This window comes from Ancylobacter terrae, from assembly GCF_045108345.1.
Lineage (GTDB): Bacteria > Pseudomonadota > Alphaproteobacteria > Rhizobiales > Xanthobacteraceae > Ancylobacter.
Genome location: NZ_JBJGXH010000001.1, coordinates 2,771,830 through 2,786,553 on the forward strand (window position 1 = coordinate 2,771,830; position 14,724 = coordinate 2,786,553).

The following is a 14,724-nucleotide window of genomic DNA, read 5'->3' on the forward strand; positions in this document are numbered from 1 at the left end:
CCGAACATAGGGCGCGGCGTGCGATCGGTAGGCGACGAACGCACGCCGGCTTGCGCGAATGCCCGACCTTCCGGCGACCGGCGAGCCTAGTGCCCTTCGGAGGCGCCGAACATCGACTTGGCGTAGATGATGCCGAGCCCGTAGGCGCCGCCGTACTTCTTCGCAATGCCGGTGGTCAGTTCATAGGTGTCCGCCCGCGCCCAGTCGCGCTGGAGCTCGAGCAGATATTGCAGCGAGGTCATCGGCCGCACGCCGGCATGGATCATCCGCTGCATGGCGCGCTCATGCGCCTCGTCGGAAACGTCGCCGCAGGCATCGGCGATGACATAGACCTCGAAGCCCTGGTGCAGCGCCGAAAGCGCCGGGCCGACGATGCACACGCTGGTCCACAGGCCGGCCAGTACGATGCGCGGCTTGCCGATGCGGTTCACCTCGTCGATGACGGCGGCGTCCTCCCAGGTGTTCATGGAGGTACGGTCGAGCAGCTTCTGGCCGGGGAAAGCGTCGGTGATCTCGCCGAACATCGGGCCGGAGAAGCTCTTCTCGGCGACCGTGGTGAGGATGGTCGGCACCTTGAAGCCGGCCGCGGCGTTCGAGATCAGCGCCGCGTTGTTGCGCAGCGCCACCGCGTCGATGGATTTGGTCGCGAAGGACATCTGCGACTGGAAGTCGATGAGGATGAGGACGTGGTTGGCGGCGTCGATCAACGCCTTGCCGGGAGTGGGGGTCGCGGTCGGCATTGCACTCTCCTCGCCATCACGGATGCGCATTTGTACGTAGCGGCGGGAGATGGGTGCAATTATCCCCGGGGCTCGCCCGTGCTGCCCCCGGCGGTAGGAGGCGCGACCGCTCAGGCCGCGCTCAATCCTCTCGGATGGCGCACTGGAGGCAGGCGAGGAGCTCCTGCGGGCGGACCGGCTTGGCAAGGTAGCCGGCCGCCCCGGCGCGCAGCAGGGCGCGGCGCGATGCCTCGTCGGGGAACGCCGTGACGAGGATGACCGACACGGCGCCTGGCTGAGCGGCGAGGCGCGTGAAGAGATCGATGCCGCTGATCCCAGGCATGCGAATATCGGTGATGACGCAGGATGCCGGCGCCCGACGCATATCGCGGAGGAAGGCATCGCCGCCCCCGAAGCCGAGTGCCCGATAGCCGAGGGCATTGACCAGGCTGACCATGGCGGCCAGCGCCGATGGGTCGTCGTCGATGATCGCGACCGGCCGCTCGTCCGGCATCTTCCAGCCCCATCCGCAGCGCCGTGAGGGGCAGCATCGCGGGGGCGGGCCGATGCCGGCAATTGTCTCCGAGGGGGAAGCGGCTACGCCTTCGGGCCAGCGGCGGCCAGCCGGTCGGCGATGCGCACGAGGTCGGCGAGCGACTTGGCCTGCAGCTTCTGCATGATCTGGGCGCGGTGCACCTTCACGGTGACCTCGCTGAGATTGAGGCTCACCGCGATCTGCTTGTTCATCAGCCCTCCGGCGACGAGCGGCATGATCTCCCGCTCGCGCGGGGTCATGGCGGCGAAGCGCTCGCGCAGGCCGGCGATCTGCCGGGCCTGCGCCCGGTTGCGGCGGTCGATCTCGATGCCTTTGTTGACCGCGTCGAGCAGATCCTGATCGCGGAACGGTTTCAGCAGGAACTCGATCGCCCCCGCCTTCATCGCCGCCACCGACATCGGCACGTCGCCATGGCCGGTGATGAACACGATCGGCGTCGTCACGCCCTTCCGTGCCAGCTCGCGCTGGAACTCGAGCCCGCTGGTGCCGCGCAGGCGGACGTCGAGCACGAGGCAGGCCGGCGCGTCGCTCGGCGCCGCCTCGAGGAACGCCTGAGCCGATCCGAAGGGCCGCACCATATGGCCTTCCGACGACAACAGGCTCTCCAGCGAGGCCAGCATGGACGCATCATCATCGACGACGAAAACGACGGATGGTTCGCTCATCGGGCATCCTCGGCAGTGGCGGACTGGAACATGGCGGGGGGAAGCGAAAATTGGAAGACCGCGCCGCGCGGCCGGTTGGGCGCCATGGAGATGCGGCCGCCATGGGCCTCGACGATGGTGCGGCAGAACATCAGCCCCATGCCCATGCCGCCGGATTTGGTGGAGACGAACGGGTCGAATATCCGCTCGGCCACCTCCGCCGCAACGCCGGTGCCGCTGTCCGCCACGGACACCTCGATATCGCCGGCCGGACCGCGCGTGGTCGTGACGACCAGAAGCCTGTGCCGATCGCCGGCGGAGCGGATGGCGTCGATGCCGTTCTCGATCAGATTGCAGAGCACCTGATGCAACTGGACGGAATTGCCGACCACGTGCGGCAGCGCGCGATCGAGCCGCATCTCGATGGGGATCGCCTCGAACCGCGCTTCCGCCAGGGCCGTGCGGACCGCCCCCTCGACGATCTCGTTGAGGTCGAGCCGGGTGCGCTCCTGCGCGCCCTTCATGAACATGGTGCGGATGCCGGACACGATCTTGTTGGCGCGGTGGCCGTCCTCGACGATGCGCTCCAGCGCCGCATTCGCCTTGTCGATGCGCGGTTCGGACCGGATGAGCCAGCGCAGCGCGGCGTCGGCATTGGTCACCATGCTGGCGAGCGGCTGGTTCACCTCATGGGCGATCGAGGCGGAAAGCGCCTCCATCGCCGCGAGACGGTTCTGCCGGGCGCGCCGCTCGGCGGCAAGGGTGCGCGCGAGCCGGGCATAGATGGTGGTGGTGCCGGCCGTCAGTGCCAGCAGCACGATGGAGGCGGCGGCAAGGCCGTAAAGCCGTCCGGCCCACCAGCCGACGCTGAGCCGCACGGCGCCGCCGAGATAGGAGATCAGCAGCAGCTCGATGGTCAGCGAGACGATGACGAGCCCCACCCAGACATCGAGGGCCGTGCGCCGACGTCCCAGCAGCACGGTGATGTTGAGCGCGTAGAGCAGCAGCGCCGCCAGCGGCACATAACGCCAGACCTCGCTGACCTGACGGGCATCGAACATGAACGCCGGCAGGTCGGCACGCTGGCTCAGGATCAGCCATTGCACCAGCGCGGCCACGGCGGCGACGCCGAGCAGCGTCAGGCCGATCAGCCGGCCCGGCCGCTGCGGGGTCACCCAGGTGCAGGGCATCAGCGCATAACCCAGCACGAACAGGGGGAAGCCGAGCCGGCGGACGGCGGCGACGCTCGCGGTGACCTGGGTGCCCTCCTCCAGGTGCAGCCCCGGGAAAACGCCCGGGAACGACAGCGCCCAGAGCGGCAGCATCAGCGCCGAGAACACGTAGCCCGCGGCGAGCACGAGCAGGACGGGGCTGCGCTGCACATGGAACAGCGAGAGCAGCAGCGCGGCGGTGACGGTTTCCAGCACGAAGGCCGCCGCGGCATAGGCCGGCAGCAGGGGCTCGGTCCCCGGCGGTCTCAGCGCGGCGAAGGGCGCCGTGCCGGCCAGCGCGAGCAGCAGCAAAGCCACCACACCGCCGACGATCCGCCGCTCCGTCGCCGACAGACGCGTCCGGGGCGGGGCGGCTTCGGCATCGGGCTCATCCACGAGAGCGCTCATCGGCGTCGACGCGCGCAACGACATCCGATGACCGGCCGGTCTGTCAGCCGGCGCCGAGCCGCCGCTCCCCTCGCTGCGATGTCCCTCATGCCGCGTCACCGCCCGGCGCGCGGCATCATCCTCGCGCGCGCTGCCGGGAGTATCGGGTGTCGGCTTGGCCGGACGCAACCACGCGAAGGTAGTGAACGCCGCCCGACGTTCATGCCGTCCGCGCGGACCGGTCCGGTATGCCGGGTGACGCATCGTCCCGACGGAGCGCTTCGATATCGGCCGCCCTCGGCAGGTCGGCACCGCGCCGCGTGATGGTGATCGAAGCCGCATCCCGCGCATAGGCGAGCAGGTCGCCCGCCGCGGCCCGGTCGAGCGTGGCGATGGCGGTGGGATCGAGCCGCCCCGTCGCCTCAAGGCGCGCGAGCAGCGCGGCGTGGAAGGTATCGCCCGCCCCGACGGTGTCGCGCACGGCGACCCGTCGGCCGTCGATCTCCAGCGTCCCGAAGCCGCCGAAGGCGATCGCCCCGTCCGGACCGCGGGTGATCACCACCAGCCGCGCGCCGCGCTGGCGCCAGAAATCGGCGGCATCGGCCAGCGAGGTGCCGGCCCCGAAGGCGAGGCGGATATCCTCGTCGCTCGCCTTGACGATGGTGGCCGTCCGGAAGAAACGCTCGGCCGCCCGGTGCCACGCGGCCATGTCCGGCGTCACATTGGGGCGGACGTTGGGGTCGACGCTGATCACCCGCCGCCCCGCCTCGCGTTCCGCCAGCGCCGCGTAGGTGGAGCCGACCGGCTCGACCGCCATGGTGTAGGAGCCGAAGGTGATCGCCCGTACCGTGTCCGGCAGCGCCGCCGGAAGGTCGGCGAGGACGAGCGAGCGATCCGCCGCCGCCTCGCCATGGAAGGAATAACTCGGCTGGCCATCGGGTGCGGTGGCGACCGCCGACAGGGTGGAAAGCCGTTCGGTGCGGACGATGTAGCGGCCATCGACCCCCTCCCCCGCCAGCACGTCGGCCAGCAGCGTGCCGAAACGGTCGCGCGAGATGCCGCCGAAGAAGGCGGAGCGCGCCCCGAGCCGGGCGAGGCCGATGGCGACATTGAAGGGCGAGCCGCCGGCGACCGCGCGGGCCGGCATCTCGGTGCCCTCCGCCGGGCCGACGAAGAGGTCGATCAGGGCTTCGCCGCAGACGAGGATCATTCTCCCCTCCCCTCGGGCGCGATCACGCCCTTGCGCAGGATGATATTGCCGTAGAGCGCGCGCTCGCCCGAGGCCACGATGGCGTAGGCGGCGCGGATGCGGTCGTAAAAGGGCTCGCCGGCGATCGGCACGAGGGCGAAGCCCGGCTCGCGGCGGGCGATCACCGCCTCGAACGCGGCGAAGACCGGCTCGATGCGGGCGCAGTCGCCGAAGGCGCAGGGCCGGAAGGCGGCATCGGGCACCTGCGCGTCGAGCGGCATCACCGACAGGACGGCGTCGAGGATCGCCGGTGCGCCGTGACCGTCCATCCGCACCAGCCGGTTCGCATGGGCGTCGGCCGGGTAGTTGGCGTCGACGATGGCGATCTCGTCGCCATGGCCCATGGCGCGCAGCACTTTTAGCAGGTCGGGACCGAGGCGCGGATCGATGCCCTTGAGCATGGCCTATTCCTTGAAGAGAACGTCGAAATCGCGGGCATAGGTTGCGAGCAGCGGCAGCGCCGCCCCGCCGATGGCCCGCGCTTCGCGTCCCACCGATCCCTCGACGACCAGCGCCGGGGTGAGACCCTGCCGGTCGATCCGCTCCAGCCGCTCGCGGGTGCGCGTGACGAGCCGCCGGCGGACATCGGCGGGGAAGGCCCCGTCGATCACGATGGCCTCGAAGTCGATCACCGAGAGCATCGCGGCGATGGCCTGCGCCAGGCCTTCGGAGGCCTCCTCGATCCACGCTTCCAGCGGGCCGGCGAATTTCGACCAGTCGTCCGGTGACAGCCAGATGTCGGTGCCGGGCAGGCCGGCGGCGATCAGGCGACGCTCCAGCCGGTAGATCGAGGCGATGCGGATGAGCTGCTGCAGGCTCGCCGTACCATCCGCCTCGCGGCGCAGCACCGGCATGGAGCCGAGCGCCCCGGCATTGCCGCTGCGGCCGGCGAAAAGGTGGCCGTTCAGCACCACGCCGCCGCCGATGAAGGTGCCGACATAGAGATAGGCGAAATCGCGATAGGCATTGCCCTCGCCAAAGGTGAGTTCGGCGGCGCAGGCGGAGGTCGCGTCGTTGAACACATGCACCGGCCATGGCGCCACCCGGCGGCCGAGTTCGCGGGCGACGTCGAATTCCTGCCAGATGCCGAGCGCGCCGGGCGGCGTCTCGAGGTCCGCCTCCCAGTTCCACAGCTCGAACGGCATGGCGACGCCGAGCCCGGCGATGCGCTCGCGCTGCGCCGGGGTCAGCACGCCGGTCAGGGCCGGCAGATGCTCCTCCACGAAGGCCATCAGCCGCATCGGCTCGGGATAGGCGTAGGTGATGCGCGAGCGGGCGCGGATGCCGGCGACGAAGTCGATCAGCACGAGATCGGAGGAGCGCCGGCCGATCATCAGCCCAAGGCCGAAGGCGCCGTCCGGATTGAGCGAGAAGGGAACCGAGGGCTGGCCGATGCGCCCGCGCTGACGCTCGCCGGCGAGCAGCAGCCCGTCCGCCTGCAGGCGGTTCATGATGACGGTGGTCGTCTGCGCGGACAGGCCGGTGAGGCGGGCGATGTCGACCTTGGCGAGGCTGCCGTGACGGCGCACCAGCGAGAGCACGAGCCGTTCATTGTAGAGGCGCACGCCGGTCTGGTTGGTGCCGCGACCGTCGGGAGACGGCGCGACGATCTCGTCGATGCCGGCAACGGGCCCGGTCTCTTCCATCGGCTTTCCTCCGTGACGCTCTTCTTATGTACCGCGGCTTCGGCCGCTGGCATTGCCCGAAAGATGAGCCCAAGGGCGGGGTTCTGTCAATTATTAAATCCAAGTGATTTATTTATTGACAGGGATCGCGACCTGCTGTCACATAGCCTCAAGCAGAACAGGACACGGGCTGAACCGTGCGCTCAGCGCCAACCCCATGGGAGGGAAAACATGCGCCACTCTCTTCGCAACGCCGTCTCCGCGCTCGTCCTCGCCGCCGCCACGGCCGGCGGCTTCGGCATCGCCCAGGCCGCCGACAAGCCGATCGTCGGCATCATCACCAAGACCAACACCAATCCGTTCTTCGTGAAGATGAAGGCCGGCGCGGAAGCCGCGGCCAAGGAAAACGGCATGGAGCTGCGCTCCTTCGCCGGCAAGGTCGACGGCGACAATGACAGCCAGGTCGCCGCGGTCGAGAACCTGATCGCCGCCGGCGCCAAGGGCATCCTCATCACCCCCAGCGACAGCCGCGCCATCGTGCCCTCGATCGAGAAGGCCCGCGCCGCCGGCATCCTGGTTATCGCCCTCGACACGCCGCTCGATCCGGCCAGCGCCGCTGACGCGACCTTCGCGACCGACAATTTCCTCGCCGGCCAGATGATCGGCCAGTGGGCCGCCAAGACGCTCGGCGACAAGGCCGGCACGGCCAAGATCGCCCTGCTCGACCTCAACGTGAACCAGGTCTCGGTGGACGTCGCCCGCGACCAGGGCTTCCTGAAGGGTTTCGGCATCGATCTCGTCAACCCCGCCCTCATCGGCGACGAGAAGGATCCGCGCATCGTCGGCCACGACACCACCCTCGGCAACGAGGAGGGCGGGCGCAAGGCGATGGAGAACCTGCTCCAGAAGGACCCGGAGATCTCGGTCGTCTACACGATCAACGAGCCGGCGGCGGCCGGTGCCTATGAGGCGCTGAAGTCGGTCGGCCGCGAGAAGGACGTGCTGATCGTCTCGGTGGACGGCGGCTGCCCGGGCGTGCGCAACGTCAAGGACGGGGTGATCGGGGCGACCTCGATGCAGTTCCCGCTGCTGATGGCCGCCAAGGGCGTGGAAGCGGTGGCGAAATACGCCAAGGACGGCACCAAGCCGCAGGCGACGCCGGGGCTCGACTTCGTCAATACGGGCGTCGAGCTGATCACCGACAAGCCGGCCGCGGGTCTTCCCTCGACCGACTCCGCCGCCGCCCTGAAGAAGTGCTGGGGCTGACGCCCCCGCCCTCTCCACGGCCTATCGATCACCCCAGCGACCCCTGCCCGACGACCCGCGCCCGACGGCGCGGGACCGGGCGCGCGGGAGAGAACGGCGATGAGCGACATCAGCAATTCCGGCCGGCCGGCGATGCAGAGCTTCGAGCAGGTGCTCGAGAAGCGTGACACGCGCGTCGCCGAGTTCGACGTAACCCCGAAATCAACCCTCCAGCGGGTGCAGCACTTCCTGCACGCCAACCCGACGGCGGTCCCCGCCATCGTACTGCTGATGGGCATCATCGGCTTCAGCCTGATCGTGGGCGGGCGGTTCCTGTCCTCGTTCAACCTGTCGCTGATCCTGCAGCAGGTGACGATCATCGGCATCATCGGCATCGCCCAGACGCTGATCGTCATCACCGCCGGCATCGACCTGTCGGTCGGCGCCATCATGGTGCTGTGCTCGGTGATCATGGGCAAGCTCGCCGTCGTGGCGGGCGTGCCGGTCCCCCTCGCCTTCCTGGCGGGCATCGCGGCCGGCGGCGGCTGCGGGGCGATCAACGGCGTGCTGGTGACGCGGCTGAAGCTGCCGCCCTTCATCGTCACGCTCGGCACCTGGTCGATCTTCTTCGCGCTGAACCTCTGGTATTCAGCCTCCGAGACCATCCGCTCGCAGGATGTCGCCGCCGCGGCGCCCCTCCTGCAATGGCTCGGCACGCCGGTGGTGATGTTCGGCGCCCGCTTCACCTATGGCTCGTTCTTCCTGCTCTTCCTGGTCGCGGTGGTCTGGTACGTGCTGAACCGTACCGCCTTCGGCCGCCATCTCTATGCGGTGGGCGACGACCCCGACGCCGCACGCCTCGCCGGCATCCGCACCGACCGCGTGCTGTTCACCGTCTATGTCGCGGCCGGCGTGATCTGCGCGCTCGGTGCCTGGGCCCTGATCGGCCGCATCGGCTCGGTCAGCCCGCAGGCCGGCCAGACCGCGAACCTCGACAGCATCACCGCGGTGGTGATCGGCGGCGCCAGCCTGTTCGGCGGACGCGGCTCGATCATCGGAACCCTCATCGGCGCGCTCATCGTCGGCGTGTTCCGCAACGGCCTCGCGCTCTCCGGCGTCGACGTGCTGTGGCAGGAATTCACCGTCGGCATCCTCATCATCGTCGCGGTCGCCCTCGACCAGTGGATCCGCAAGGTGTCGGCATGATCACCGAACTGCGCACGGCCAACCCCGCCCCTTCCGCCCCCTCCCCCACGCCGGTTCTCTCGGCGAGGGGCCTCGTCAAGCGCTATGGCCGGGTGACGGCCATGGACCGGGCGGACTTCGACCTCTATCCCGGCGAGATCCTCGCCGTGATCGGCGACAACGGCGCCGGCAAGTCCTCGCTGATCAAGGCGCTCTCCGGCGCGCTGATCCCCGATGATGGCGAAATCCGCCTCGACGGCGAGCCCGTGAGCTTTGCCTCGCCGATGGACGCGCAGAAGGCCGGCATCGAGACGGTGCACCAGACGCTGGCCCTCTCGCCCAGCCTGTCGATCGCCGACAACCTGTTCCTCGGCCGCGAGATGCTGCGGCCGGGCGTGCTCGGCTCGGTGTTCCGCATGCTGGACCGGCCGGCGATGCAGAAGATCGCCCGCGACAAGCTCACCGAGCTCGGCCTGATGACGGTGCAGAGCATCAACCAGCGGGTCGAGACGCTCTCCGGCGGCCAGCGCCAGGGCGTGGCGGTGGCACGGGCGGCGGCGTTCGGCTCGAAGGTGGTCATCATGGACGAGCCCACCGCCGCGCTCGGCGTCAAGGAATCGCGCCGGGTGCTGGAACTCATCCTCGAGGTGCGCGCCCGCGGCCTGCCGATCGTGCTGATCAGCCACAACATGCCGCATGTGTTCGAGATCGCCGACCGCATCCACGTCCACCGGCTCGGGCGGCGGCTCTGCGTCATCAACCCGCGCGACTACACCATGTCCGACGCGGTGGCCTTCATGACCGGCGCCAAGACGCCGGCCGAGGAACTGGCTGCCTGAAGAACTCGCCGCCTGACGGCAACCTCCCCAACTGGCCCGGATCGTTCCGATCCGGGCGGTTTTTCCTTAATCGCCCGTTGACGCGCTGCCACCCTGGCGCATTGCAGACGCGCGTCTCCCGCACTTCCGCGATGCTGCGCCGCACCCTATTCTCCAGTCGACTTGCTGCGATGCAGCATAGGACGGTTCGCCGTCACAGACAGGAGAATGCGTCATGCGTATCCATGACCTCATCGAATCCGCCACCGCCGCGGTCGCGCTCCACAACCACCGCCGCATGGTCTATCGCGAGCTTTCGGCGATGGGCGAGCGCGAGCTCCAGGACCTCGGCATCTCGCGCTGCGACATCCCCCGGATCGCCCGCAACAGCCACCCGCGCGGCCGCGTGAGCCGTCCGGTCGCCCGCCACGGCATCCCGTCCACGCGCTCGGCCTATCCGGCCTGATCGACCCCGCCGGCCCCGCGCCGGGTGAAGACGTCGGCCAGCAGCGCGCCGTCGATCTCCCGGTGCAGGCGGCACCAGTGCGCCACGGCGCGCCCGTCCAGACGGTGCGCCATCAGGTCGACGCGGACGCGGTCGCCGATCTCGACATTGCCGTGGAAGACGATGTCGCGCGCGACGAGCGCGGGCGGCAGGCCGCCGGCGCCGAACCATTCCCACTCCGCCCGGTCGACGAAGGCCTGGAACGAGGCGAAGTAGAGGAAATCGGCGCCGTTGAAGTCCTGCGACGGGCACGGATTGACGACGTGCCGCCGCGAGGGCGCGCCCTCCTCGCGCCGGAAGCCGGCATGGGTCGCCCATCCCGCGCCGCGCAGGCGCGCGGCCAGAGCCGCCGCGCCGCCGAAGCCCGGCTTTGCCTGTGCCGGCGGGAAGAAATCGAGACCGACGCGGGCGATCGACCGGTTGCGCCCCTCCTCGCCGCGCCGCACGAACACCGATGAGAGCTCCACCGTTCCGATCGCGCGTCCCCGGCAGGCGATCGCGTGCCGGCTGGCGAACTGCGTGCGCGAGATGCGGGCGAGTTCCGAGGTGAGGCTGAGTTCGTCGTGCTCGCGCAGCGATCCGAAGTCGGCCTCCGCGATGGTGAGCGCGCCGAACGCGGCATAGACCGGCCGCCCCTCGGCATCGCGGAAATCGGGCACCGCGCGTCCGGCGCTGCGCGCGAGCAGCTGCCAGTGGCGATGGCCGAGCTCCTTCAGCAGCCAGGTTTCCGACAGGCCACCCAGGCTGAGGTGGGGCATGCCGAGCACGATGCGGTCGTGCAGGATCGAGGACGGCGGGGGCAACCGACCCTCGAGGGCAGCGGGAAGCGCGATGTTCATCCACGGTTCCTAGCTCGCCGCCTTGAGCGGCGCGGGCGCGTTCGCCGCCTCGATCGCCGTGGCGATGTGATCCACGATGAAGGCGGCGTCGCGCCCGACGCTGCCGAAGCGGCCCGATCCCCAGGTGTGCAGCCAGGGCAGCCCGACGAAATAGATGCCCGCCACGCCGGTGACGCCCCGCCGGTGCTGGGGCTGCCCGGCGCCGTTGAACACCGGCGCGTCGAGCCAGCGGAAATCCGGCCGGAAGCCGATGCACCAGACGATCGCGCCGATCCCGGAGCCGGCCATGTCGAGCCGCGTGCGCTCGGCGGCGGGCTGCCAGACCGGCACGTAGACCGATGGCGGCGGCGCTTCGATGCCGTTGTCGGCGATGTATTTGTCGATCGCCGCGTTGATGCCGTTGTAGGTCCGGTCGGCCTCGTCGAGCGCCTTTGCCAGCCCCGCCTCGAAGACGAGTTGGCCCCCGTCCACGTCGCGCAGGGCGCCGTAGAGCTCCATGCCCTCCACCGCGAAGCGGCGCAGGTCGATGTCGCGCCCGCCGTCCCGGCCGGTCACGTAATGGTTGGTGTTGTCGCGCACACCCTCGCGCAGCGGGTGCTGCTCGACCGGCATGTCGTAATAGCCCATGTCGGCGAGCCAGGTGACGACGTCACGGCCACGGTAGAAGCGGGCGCAGCGGGGCGCGTTACCGACCGCCAGATGCACCTTGCGGCCGGCGAGGTGGAGATCCTCGGCGATCTGTGCCCCCGACTGGCCGGAGCCGACCACCAGCACCGCCCCGTCCGGCAGCGATTGCGGGTTGCGATACTGCTCGGAATGAAGCTGGGCGATGCCCGCCGGCAGGCGCGCGGCCATGGCCGGAATGATCGGTTCGCGATAGCCGCCCGAGGCGACGACGACCTGATCGGCCGTATACTCGCCGTCCGATGTCGCCACATGGAAGCCGCCACCCCCGCGAGGGGAGACGCGCGTCACCGCGACGCCCTCCCGGATGGGCGGGTCGACCACGGCGCGGAAGCCCTTGAGATAGCCGAGGATCTGCTCCTTCACCATGAAGCCGTGCGGGTCGTCGCCCTGATAGGGGTGGCCGGGCAGGTCGCACTGCCAGTTCGGGGTGACGAGGCAGAAACTGTCCCAGCGCTGGGTTTCCCAGGCGTGCATCGCCCGCTCCTTCTCGAAGACGAGATGGCCGATGCCGCGCTGCGTGAGGTGATAGCTGGTCGACAGGCCGGCTTGGCCGCCGCCGACGATGATGACCGGATAATGCGGGATGGAGGAGGACATGAGCAGGGGCTCCGGCGTCACGCGTCGAAGGCTTCGACGGTGACGCGTGCGTCGGGGGTGGACTCGAATTGCGCGGCCGCCGCCTCGATGCGGGCGAGCTGGCCGAGCGCGCGGGAACAGGGCATGCCGTAGCGCGCCTCGACACGTGCGCTGGCGATGGTGAGCGCGGTGCGGCTGCGGCCGACGAAATCGGCGAGCGCATAGGTCTCGCCGGGCGCGAAATGGTCCCTGATGACGAGCGAGGGCGAATAGCAGCTCTCGATCGCGCCATCCGGCCAGCGGATGCGGAAGCGCATTTCAGGCATGGAGCACCTCAGGCATGGGCCGGCTCGCGCAGGCTTTCATAGGTCGGAAGATGGGCCCGGGCCGTCGCCGACCAATCGTGGCGGGCGGCGGCCAGCGGGCCCCGGGCGGCGAGACGCCGGGCAAGCGCGGGGGAGAGAGCGGCGGCCAGCGCATTGGCGATCGCGCCGGCGCTCGCCGGATCGCACCAGACGACATCGTCCTCGCCGAGATGCTCGGTGAAAGGCGGGATGCGGGAGACGACGACCGGCACGCCGCTCGCCAGCCCTTCCAGCGCGACGAGGCCGAAGCCCTCCGTCACCGAGGGGAAGGCGACGACGTCGGCGACACGGTAGAGCGCCGGCATGTCCTCCTGCGGCAGCGGGCCGGTGACGACGAGGGCCGCGGGGGGAAGACGGCTCGCGGCCCGCAGCGCCTCGAACTGCGCGCGGTAGGCTTGATGATCGAGCACCGAGGCGCCGCCGGCGATCACGAGCTGCGCCCGCGGATGAACGGCGCGCAGCTGGATGAACGCCTCGAGCAGGCGCACCGTGTTCTTGCGCGCCTCGATGCCGCCTACCGCCAGGATCACCGGTCCGGCACCGAGGCCGAGCCGAGCCCGGATCCCCTCCTCGCGCCCGTCCGGCCGGGGCGTGAAGCGGGTGACGTCGACGCCGTTGCCGACGATCGCGGCGTCGATGCCGAAATCCGCCGCCAGCCGGTCGCGCCACATGCGGCTGACGACGAGATGGCGGTCGGCGGAGACGATAGCGCGGCGCTGCAGGGCAGCGAGGCGCGGCTCGCGGAAATCGTCGATGTGGTGGACCGTGCGCGCGAAGGCGCGGACCAGCCCCCTCTCCTTCAGCGTCGCCAGCGCATTGGCGGAGATGCCGTCCTGGGCGTGGAACAGGTCGAAGCCCCGGTGCGCGGGCACCTCGAAATGGCGGACATAGTCGGCGGCGCGGGTCTCGACCATGCCGGCGATGTCGGTTCCCACGGGCGAGGCCGGCACCGACACGGTTTCACACAAGGTCGCGCGGAAGAACTCGGCACCCTTGGGATCGGGCGCGTGCACCACCGGCTCGTGGCCGAGGCGCACCAGCGCGTCGGCCAGTTCCAGCGCGTGCACCACGCCGCCGCGCGGGTTGGTCGAATGGGTGAGGATGGCGATGCGCAGGCCGCTCATTCCGCCGCCTCCCCGTGCACGGATAACGGCCCGCAGCCGAGCAGCGGCCGGCGGGCGAAATCCCAGATGGCCTCGCTCGCCCGCCCGTCGGTGATCGTCACCCGCCGGTCCGCCGTCACCGTCCCGATATCGGCGCAGACGATGCCGCGGGCGTGGAACAGCGCCGCGATAGCCGCGGCATCGTCGGGGCGGGCCGAGATGAGATAGCCGAAGCTCGGGAAGCTGAGCAGCCAGCGCGACCGCTCCACGCCGGGCGGGGCGGGCACGGCACGGATGTCGATGGAGACACCGACGCCGGAGCACTCCGCCAGCATGGCGGCGGTGCCGATGACGCCGCCCTGGCTGATGTCCTTGGCGGCGCGCGACAGCCCCGCCTCGGCGATCGCGGGTAGCAGGTCGAGATCGCCGCGCAGGCGGGCGGCGGGTGCGTCGATCGCCGCCTGCCAGTTGGCGAAGGGCTCGCGATAGGCACCGCGCAGGTCGATGGCGGCCAGCAGGCGCTCGCCCGGCTTGGCGTCGAAGGAGGTGAGCAGGCGCTTCGCCTTGCCGAGGATGGCGACCGAGAGCTGGCCTCGATCGGTGCGGATATTGGTATGGCCGCCGACGAGAGGCACGCGGTAGCGCTGCGAGGCCGCGCGCAGGCCGTCCAGCACCGGCGCCGCGCCGTCCTCGCCATCGGCCCACACCGCATCGACCACCGCGATCGGGCGCCCACCCATGGCGGCGATGTCGGAGATGTTCACCATCACCCCGCACCAGCCGGCGAACCAGGGGTCTGCGGCCACGAACTCGTTCATGAAGCCTTCGATGGCGAGCAGCAGATAGCCGTCGCCATCGGGAATGGCGGCACAGTCGTCGCCCACCGGCACCGCGCTCGCCCCCGACAGGCCGAGCCGGGCGGCGGCAATGCCGATGTCGGCCTTGGCGGCCAGGCCACGGCTGGACCGCAGCGTCTGCGCGAGCGTGTCGAGGGCGGCGGTTCCGGGCAT

General features: G+C 70.2%; 16 protein-coding genes. 4 read left to right on the forward strand and 12 right to left on the reverse strand.

Translation table 11 applies throughout. The features are described from left to right. Nucleotides 1-86: 86 nt before the first annotated feature. The 7 genes from ACEUEL_RS13330 to ACEUEL_RS13360 all read right to left on the reverse strand — a co-directional run bounded on the left by ACEUEL_RS13330 (nucleotide 87) and on the right by ACEUEL_RS13360 (nucleotide 6,412). Entirely contained in the window at nucleotides 87-740 is a 654-nt protein-coding gene (locus ACEUEL_RS13330; protein WP_405705963.1) for a hydrolase, read from the reverse strand. 121 nt (nucleotides 741-861) lie between these two features. After that, nucleotides 862-1,233: a response regulator transcription factor gene (locus tag ACEUEL_RS13335; protein ID WP_405705966.1), complete on the reverse strand. Its 372-nt coding sequence runs from the start codon at nucleotides 1,231-1,233 to the stop codon at nucleotides 862-864. A gap of 83 nt (nucleotides 1,234-1,316) precedes the next feature. Then, nucleotides 1,317-1,940 (reverse strand): response regulator transcription factor, encoded by a 624-nt coding sequence (locus tag ACEUEL_RS13340; protein WP_405705969.1) that lies wholly within the window; start codon nucleotides 1,938-1,940, stop codon nucleotides 1,317-1,319. Further along, nucleotides 1,937-3,526 (reverse strand): ATP-binding protein, encoded by a 1,590-nt coding sequence (locus ACEUEL_RS13345; RefSeq protein ID WP_405705971.1) that lies wholly within the window; start codon nucleotides 3,524-3,526, stop codon nucleotides 1,937-1,939. The genes ACEUEL_RS13340 and ACEUEL_RS13345 overlap by 4 nt, the downstream gene beginning before the upstream one ends. Nucleotides 3,527-3,737: 211 nt before the next feature. Next, a complete protein-coding gene (locus ACEUEL_RS13350) occupies nucleotides 3,738-4,727 on the reverse strand; it encodes a carbohydrate kinase family protein (protein WP_405705973.1) in 990 nt (329 codons plus the stop codon). Next, nucleotides 4,724-5,167, reverse strand: a complete 444-nt coding sequence (locus ACEUEL_RS13355) for an RbsD/FucU family protein (protein ID WP_405705976.1) — start codon at nucleotides 5,165-5,167, stop codon at nucleotides 4,724-4,726. The genes ACEUEL_RS13350 and ACEUEL_RS13355 overlap by 4 nt, the downstream gene beginning before the upstream one ends. Nucleotides 5,168-5,170: 3 nt before the next feature. Then, nucleotides 5,171-6,412: an ROK family transcriptional regulator gene (locus tag ACEUEL_RS13360; protein ID WP_405705978.1), complete on the reverse strand. Its 1,242-nt coding sequence runs from the start codon at nucleotides 6,410-6,412 to the stop codon at nucleotides 5,171-5,173. A gap of 210 nt (nucleotides 6,413-6,622) precedes the next feature. Between ACEUEL_RS13360 and ACEUEL_RS13365 the strand changes: the two genes are divergently transcribed. The 4 genes from ACEUEL_RS13365 (at nucleotide 6,623) to ACEUEL_RS13380 (ending at nucleotide 10,105) form a co-directional block, all read left to right on the forward strand. Then, on the forward strand, nucleotides 6,623-7,657 hold the full coding sequence (locus tag ACEUEL_RS13365) for a sugar ABC transporter substrate-binding protein (RefSeq protein WP_405705981.1): 1,035 nt from the start codon (nucleotides 6,623-6,625) through the stop codon (nucleotides 7,655-7,657). Between the two features lie 99 nt (nucleotides 7,658-7,756). Further along, nucleotides 7,757-8,842 (forward strand): ABC transporter permease, encoded by a 1,086-nt coding sequence (locus ACEUEL_RS13370; RefSeq protein WP_405705983.1) that lies wholly within the window; start codon nucleotides 7,757-7,759, stop codon nucleotides 8,840-8,842. After that, nucleotides 8,839-9,660, forward strand: a complete 822-nt coding sequence (locus ACEUEL_RS13375; protein WP_405705985.1) for an ATP-binding cassette domain-containing protein — start codon at nucleotides 8,839-8,841, stop codon at nucleotides 9,658-9,660. The genes ACEUEL_RS13370 and ACEUEL_RS13375 overlap by 4 nt, the downstream gene beginning before the upstream one ends. Nucleotides 9,661-9,874: 214 nt before the next feature. Continuing rightward, nucleotides 9,875-10,105, forward strand: coding sequence for a DUF1127 domain-containing protein (locus ACEUEL_RS13380; RefSeq protein WP_405705988.1), 231 nt, complete (start codon nucleotides 9,875-9,877; stop codon nucleotides 10,103-10,105). On the opposite strand, the gene ACEUEL_RS13385 is transcribed toward ACEUEL_RS13380, so the two are convergent. The 5 genes from ACEUEL_RS13385 to ACEUEL_RS13405 are packed head-to-tail and all read right to left on the reverse strand — an operon-like array spanning nucleotide 10,093 to nucleotide 14,724. After that, nucleotides 10,093-10,983 carry a Pnap_2097 family protein gene (locus tag ACEUEL_RS13385; protein ID WP_405705990.1) on the reverse strand — a complete coding sequence of 297 codons (891 nt, stop codon included), beginning with the start codon at nucleotides 10,981-10,983 and terminating at the stop codon, nucleotides 10,093-10,095. The genes ACEUEL_RS13380 and ACEUEL_RS13385 overlap by 13 nt on opposite strands. Before the next feature lie 9 nt (nucleotides 10,984-10,992). Then, the gene (locus ACEUEL_RS13390; RefSeq protein WP_405705993.1) at nucleotides 10,993-12,267 is read right to left on the reverse strand and encodes an MSMEG_0569 family flavin-dependent oxidoreductase; all 1,275 of its coding nucleotides are present in this window, start codon (nucleotides 12,265-12,267) and stop codon (nucleotides 10,993-10,995) included. Nucleotides 12,268-12,284: 17 nt separating this feature from the next. After that, on the reverse strand, nucleotides 12,285-12,572 hold the full coding sequence (locus ACEUEL_RS13395) for an MSMEG_0570 family nitrogen starvation response protein (protein WP_405705996.1): 288 nt from the start codon (nucleotides 12,570-12,572) through the stop codon (nucleotides 12,285-12,287). A gap of 8 nt (nucleotides 12,573-12,580) precedes the next feature. Then, complete coding sequence (locus ACEUEL_RS13400; protein ID WP_405705999.1) at nucleotides 12,581-13,735, reverse strand: MSMEG_0565 family glycosyltransferase; 1,155 nt, start codon at nucleotides 13,733-13,735, stop codon at nucleotides 12,581-12,583. Beyond that, complete coding sequence (locus tag ACEUEL_RS13405; RefSeq protein WP_405706002.1) at nucleotides 13,732-14,724, reverse strand: sll0787 family AIR synthase-like protein; 993 nt, start codon at nucleotides 14,722-14,724, stop codon at nucleotides 13,732-13,734. Before ACEUEL_RS13405 ends, ACEUEL_RS13400 begins: the two co-directional genes overlap by 4 nt.

What these genes read in the sequence shown, in the direction of transcription:
- ACEUEL_RS13360 (WP_405705978.1), bottom strand. Translation starts at nt 6,412, where the DNA reads ATGGAAGAGACCGGGCCCGTTGCCGGCATCGACGAGATCGTCGCGCCG.
- ACEUEL_RS13355 (WP_405705976.1), bottom strand. Translation starts at nt 5,167, where the DNA reads ATGCTCAAGGGCATCGATCCGCGCCTCGGTCCCGACCTGCTAAAAGTG.
- ACEUEL_RS13380 (WP_405705988.1), top strand. Translation starts at nt 9,875, where the DNA reads ATGCGTATCCATGACCTCATCGAATCCGCCACCGCCGCGGTCGCGCTC.
- ACEUEL_RS13370 (WP_405705983.1), top strand. Translation starts at nt 7,757, where the DNA reads ATGAGCGACATCAGCAATTCCGGCCGGCCGGCGATGCAGAGCTTCGAG.
- ACEUEL_RS13385 (WP_405705990.1), bottom strand. Translation starts at nt 10,983, where the DNA reads ATGAACATCGCGCTTCCCGCTGCCCTCGAGGGTCGGTTGCCCCCGCCG.
- ACEUEL_RS13390 (WP_405705993.1), bottom strand. Translation starts at nt 12,267, where the DNA reads ATGTCCTCCTCCATCCCGCATTATCCGGTCATCATCGTCGGCGGCGGC.
- ACEUEL_RS13375 (WP_405705985.1), top strand. Translation starts at nt 8,839, where the DNA reads ATGATCACCGAACTGCGCACGGCCAACCCCGCCCCTTCCGCCCCCTCC.
- ACEUEL_RS13395 (WP_405705996.1), bottom strand. Translation starts at nt 12,572, where the DNA reads ATGCCTGAAATGCGCTTCCGCATCCGCTGGCCGGATGGCGCGATCGAG.
- ACEUEL_RS13400 (WP_405705999.1), bottom strand. Translation starts at nt 13,735, where the DNA reads ATGAGCGGCCTGCGCATCGCCATCCTCACCCATTCGACCAACCCGCGC.
- ACEUEL_RS13330 (WP_405705963.1), bottom strand. Translation starts at nt 740, where the DNA reads ATGCCGACCGCGACCCCCACTCCCGGCAAGGCGTTGATCGACGCCGCC.
- ACEUEL_RS13340 (WP_405705969.1), bottom strand. Translation starts at nt 1,940, where the DNA reads ATGAGCGAACCATCCGTCGTTTTCGTCGTCGATGATGATGCGTCCATG.
- ACEUEL_RS13405 (WP_405706002.1), bottom strand. Translation starts at nt 14,724, where the DNA reads ATGCCCGGAACCGCCGCCCTCGACACGCTCGCGCAGACGCTGCGGTCC.
- ACEUEL_RS13335 (WP_405705966.1), bottom strand. Translation starts at nt 1,233, where the DNA reads ATGCCGGACGAGCGGCCGGTCGCGATCATCGACGACGACCCATCGGCG.
- ACEUEL_RS13365 (WP_405705981.1), top strand. Translation starts at nt 6,623, where the DNA reads ATGCGCCACTCTCTTCGCAACGCCGTCTCCGCGCTCGTCCTCGCCGCC.
- ACEUEL_RS13350 (WP_405705973.1), bottom strand. Translation starts at nt 4,727, where the DNA reads ATGATCCTCGTCTGCGGCGAAGCCCTGATCGACCTCTTCGTCGGCCCG.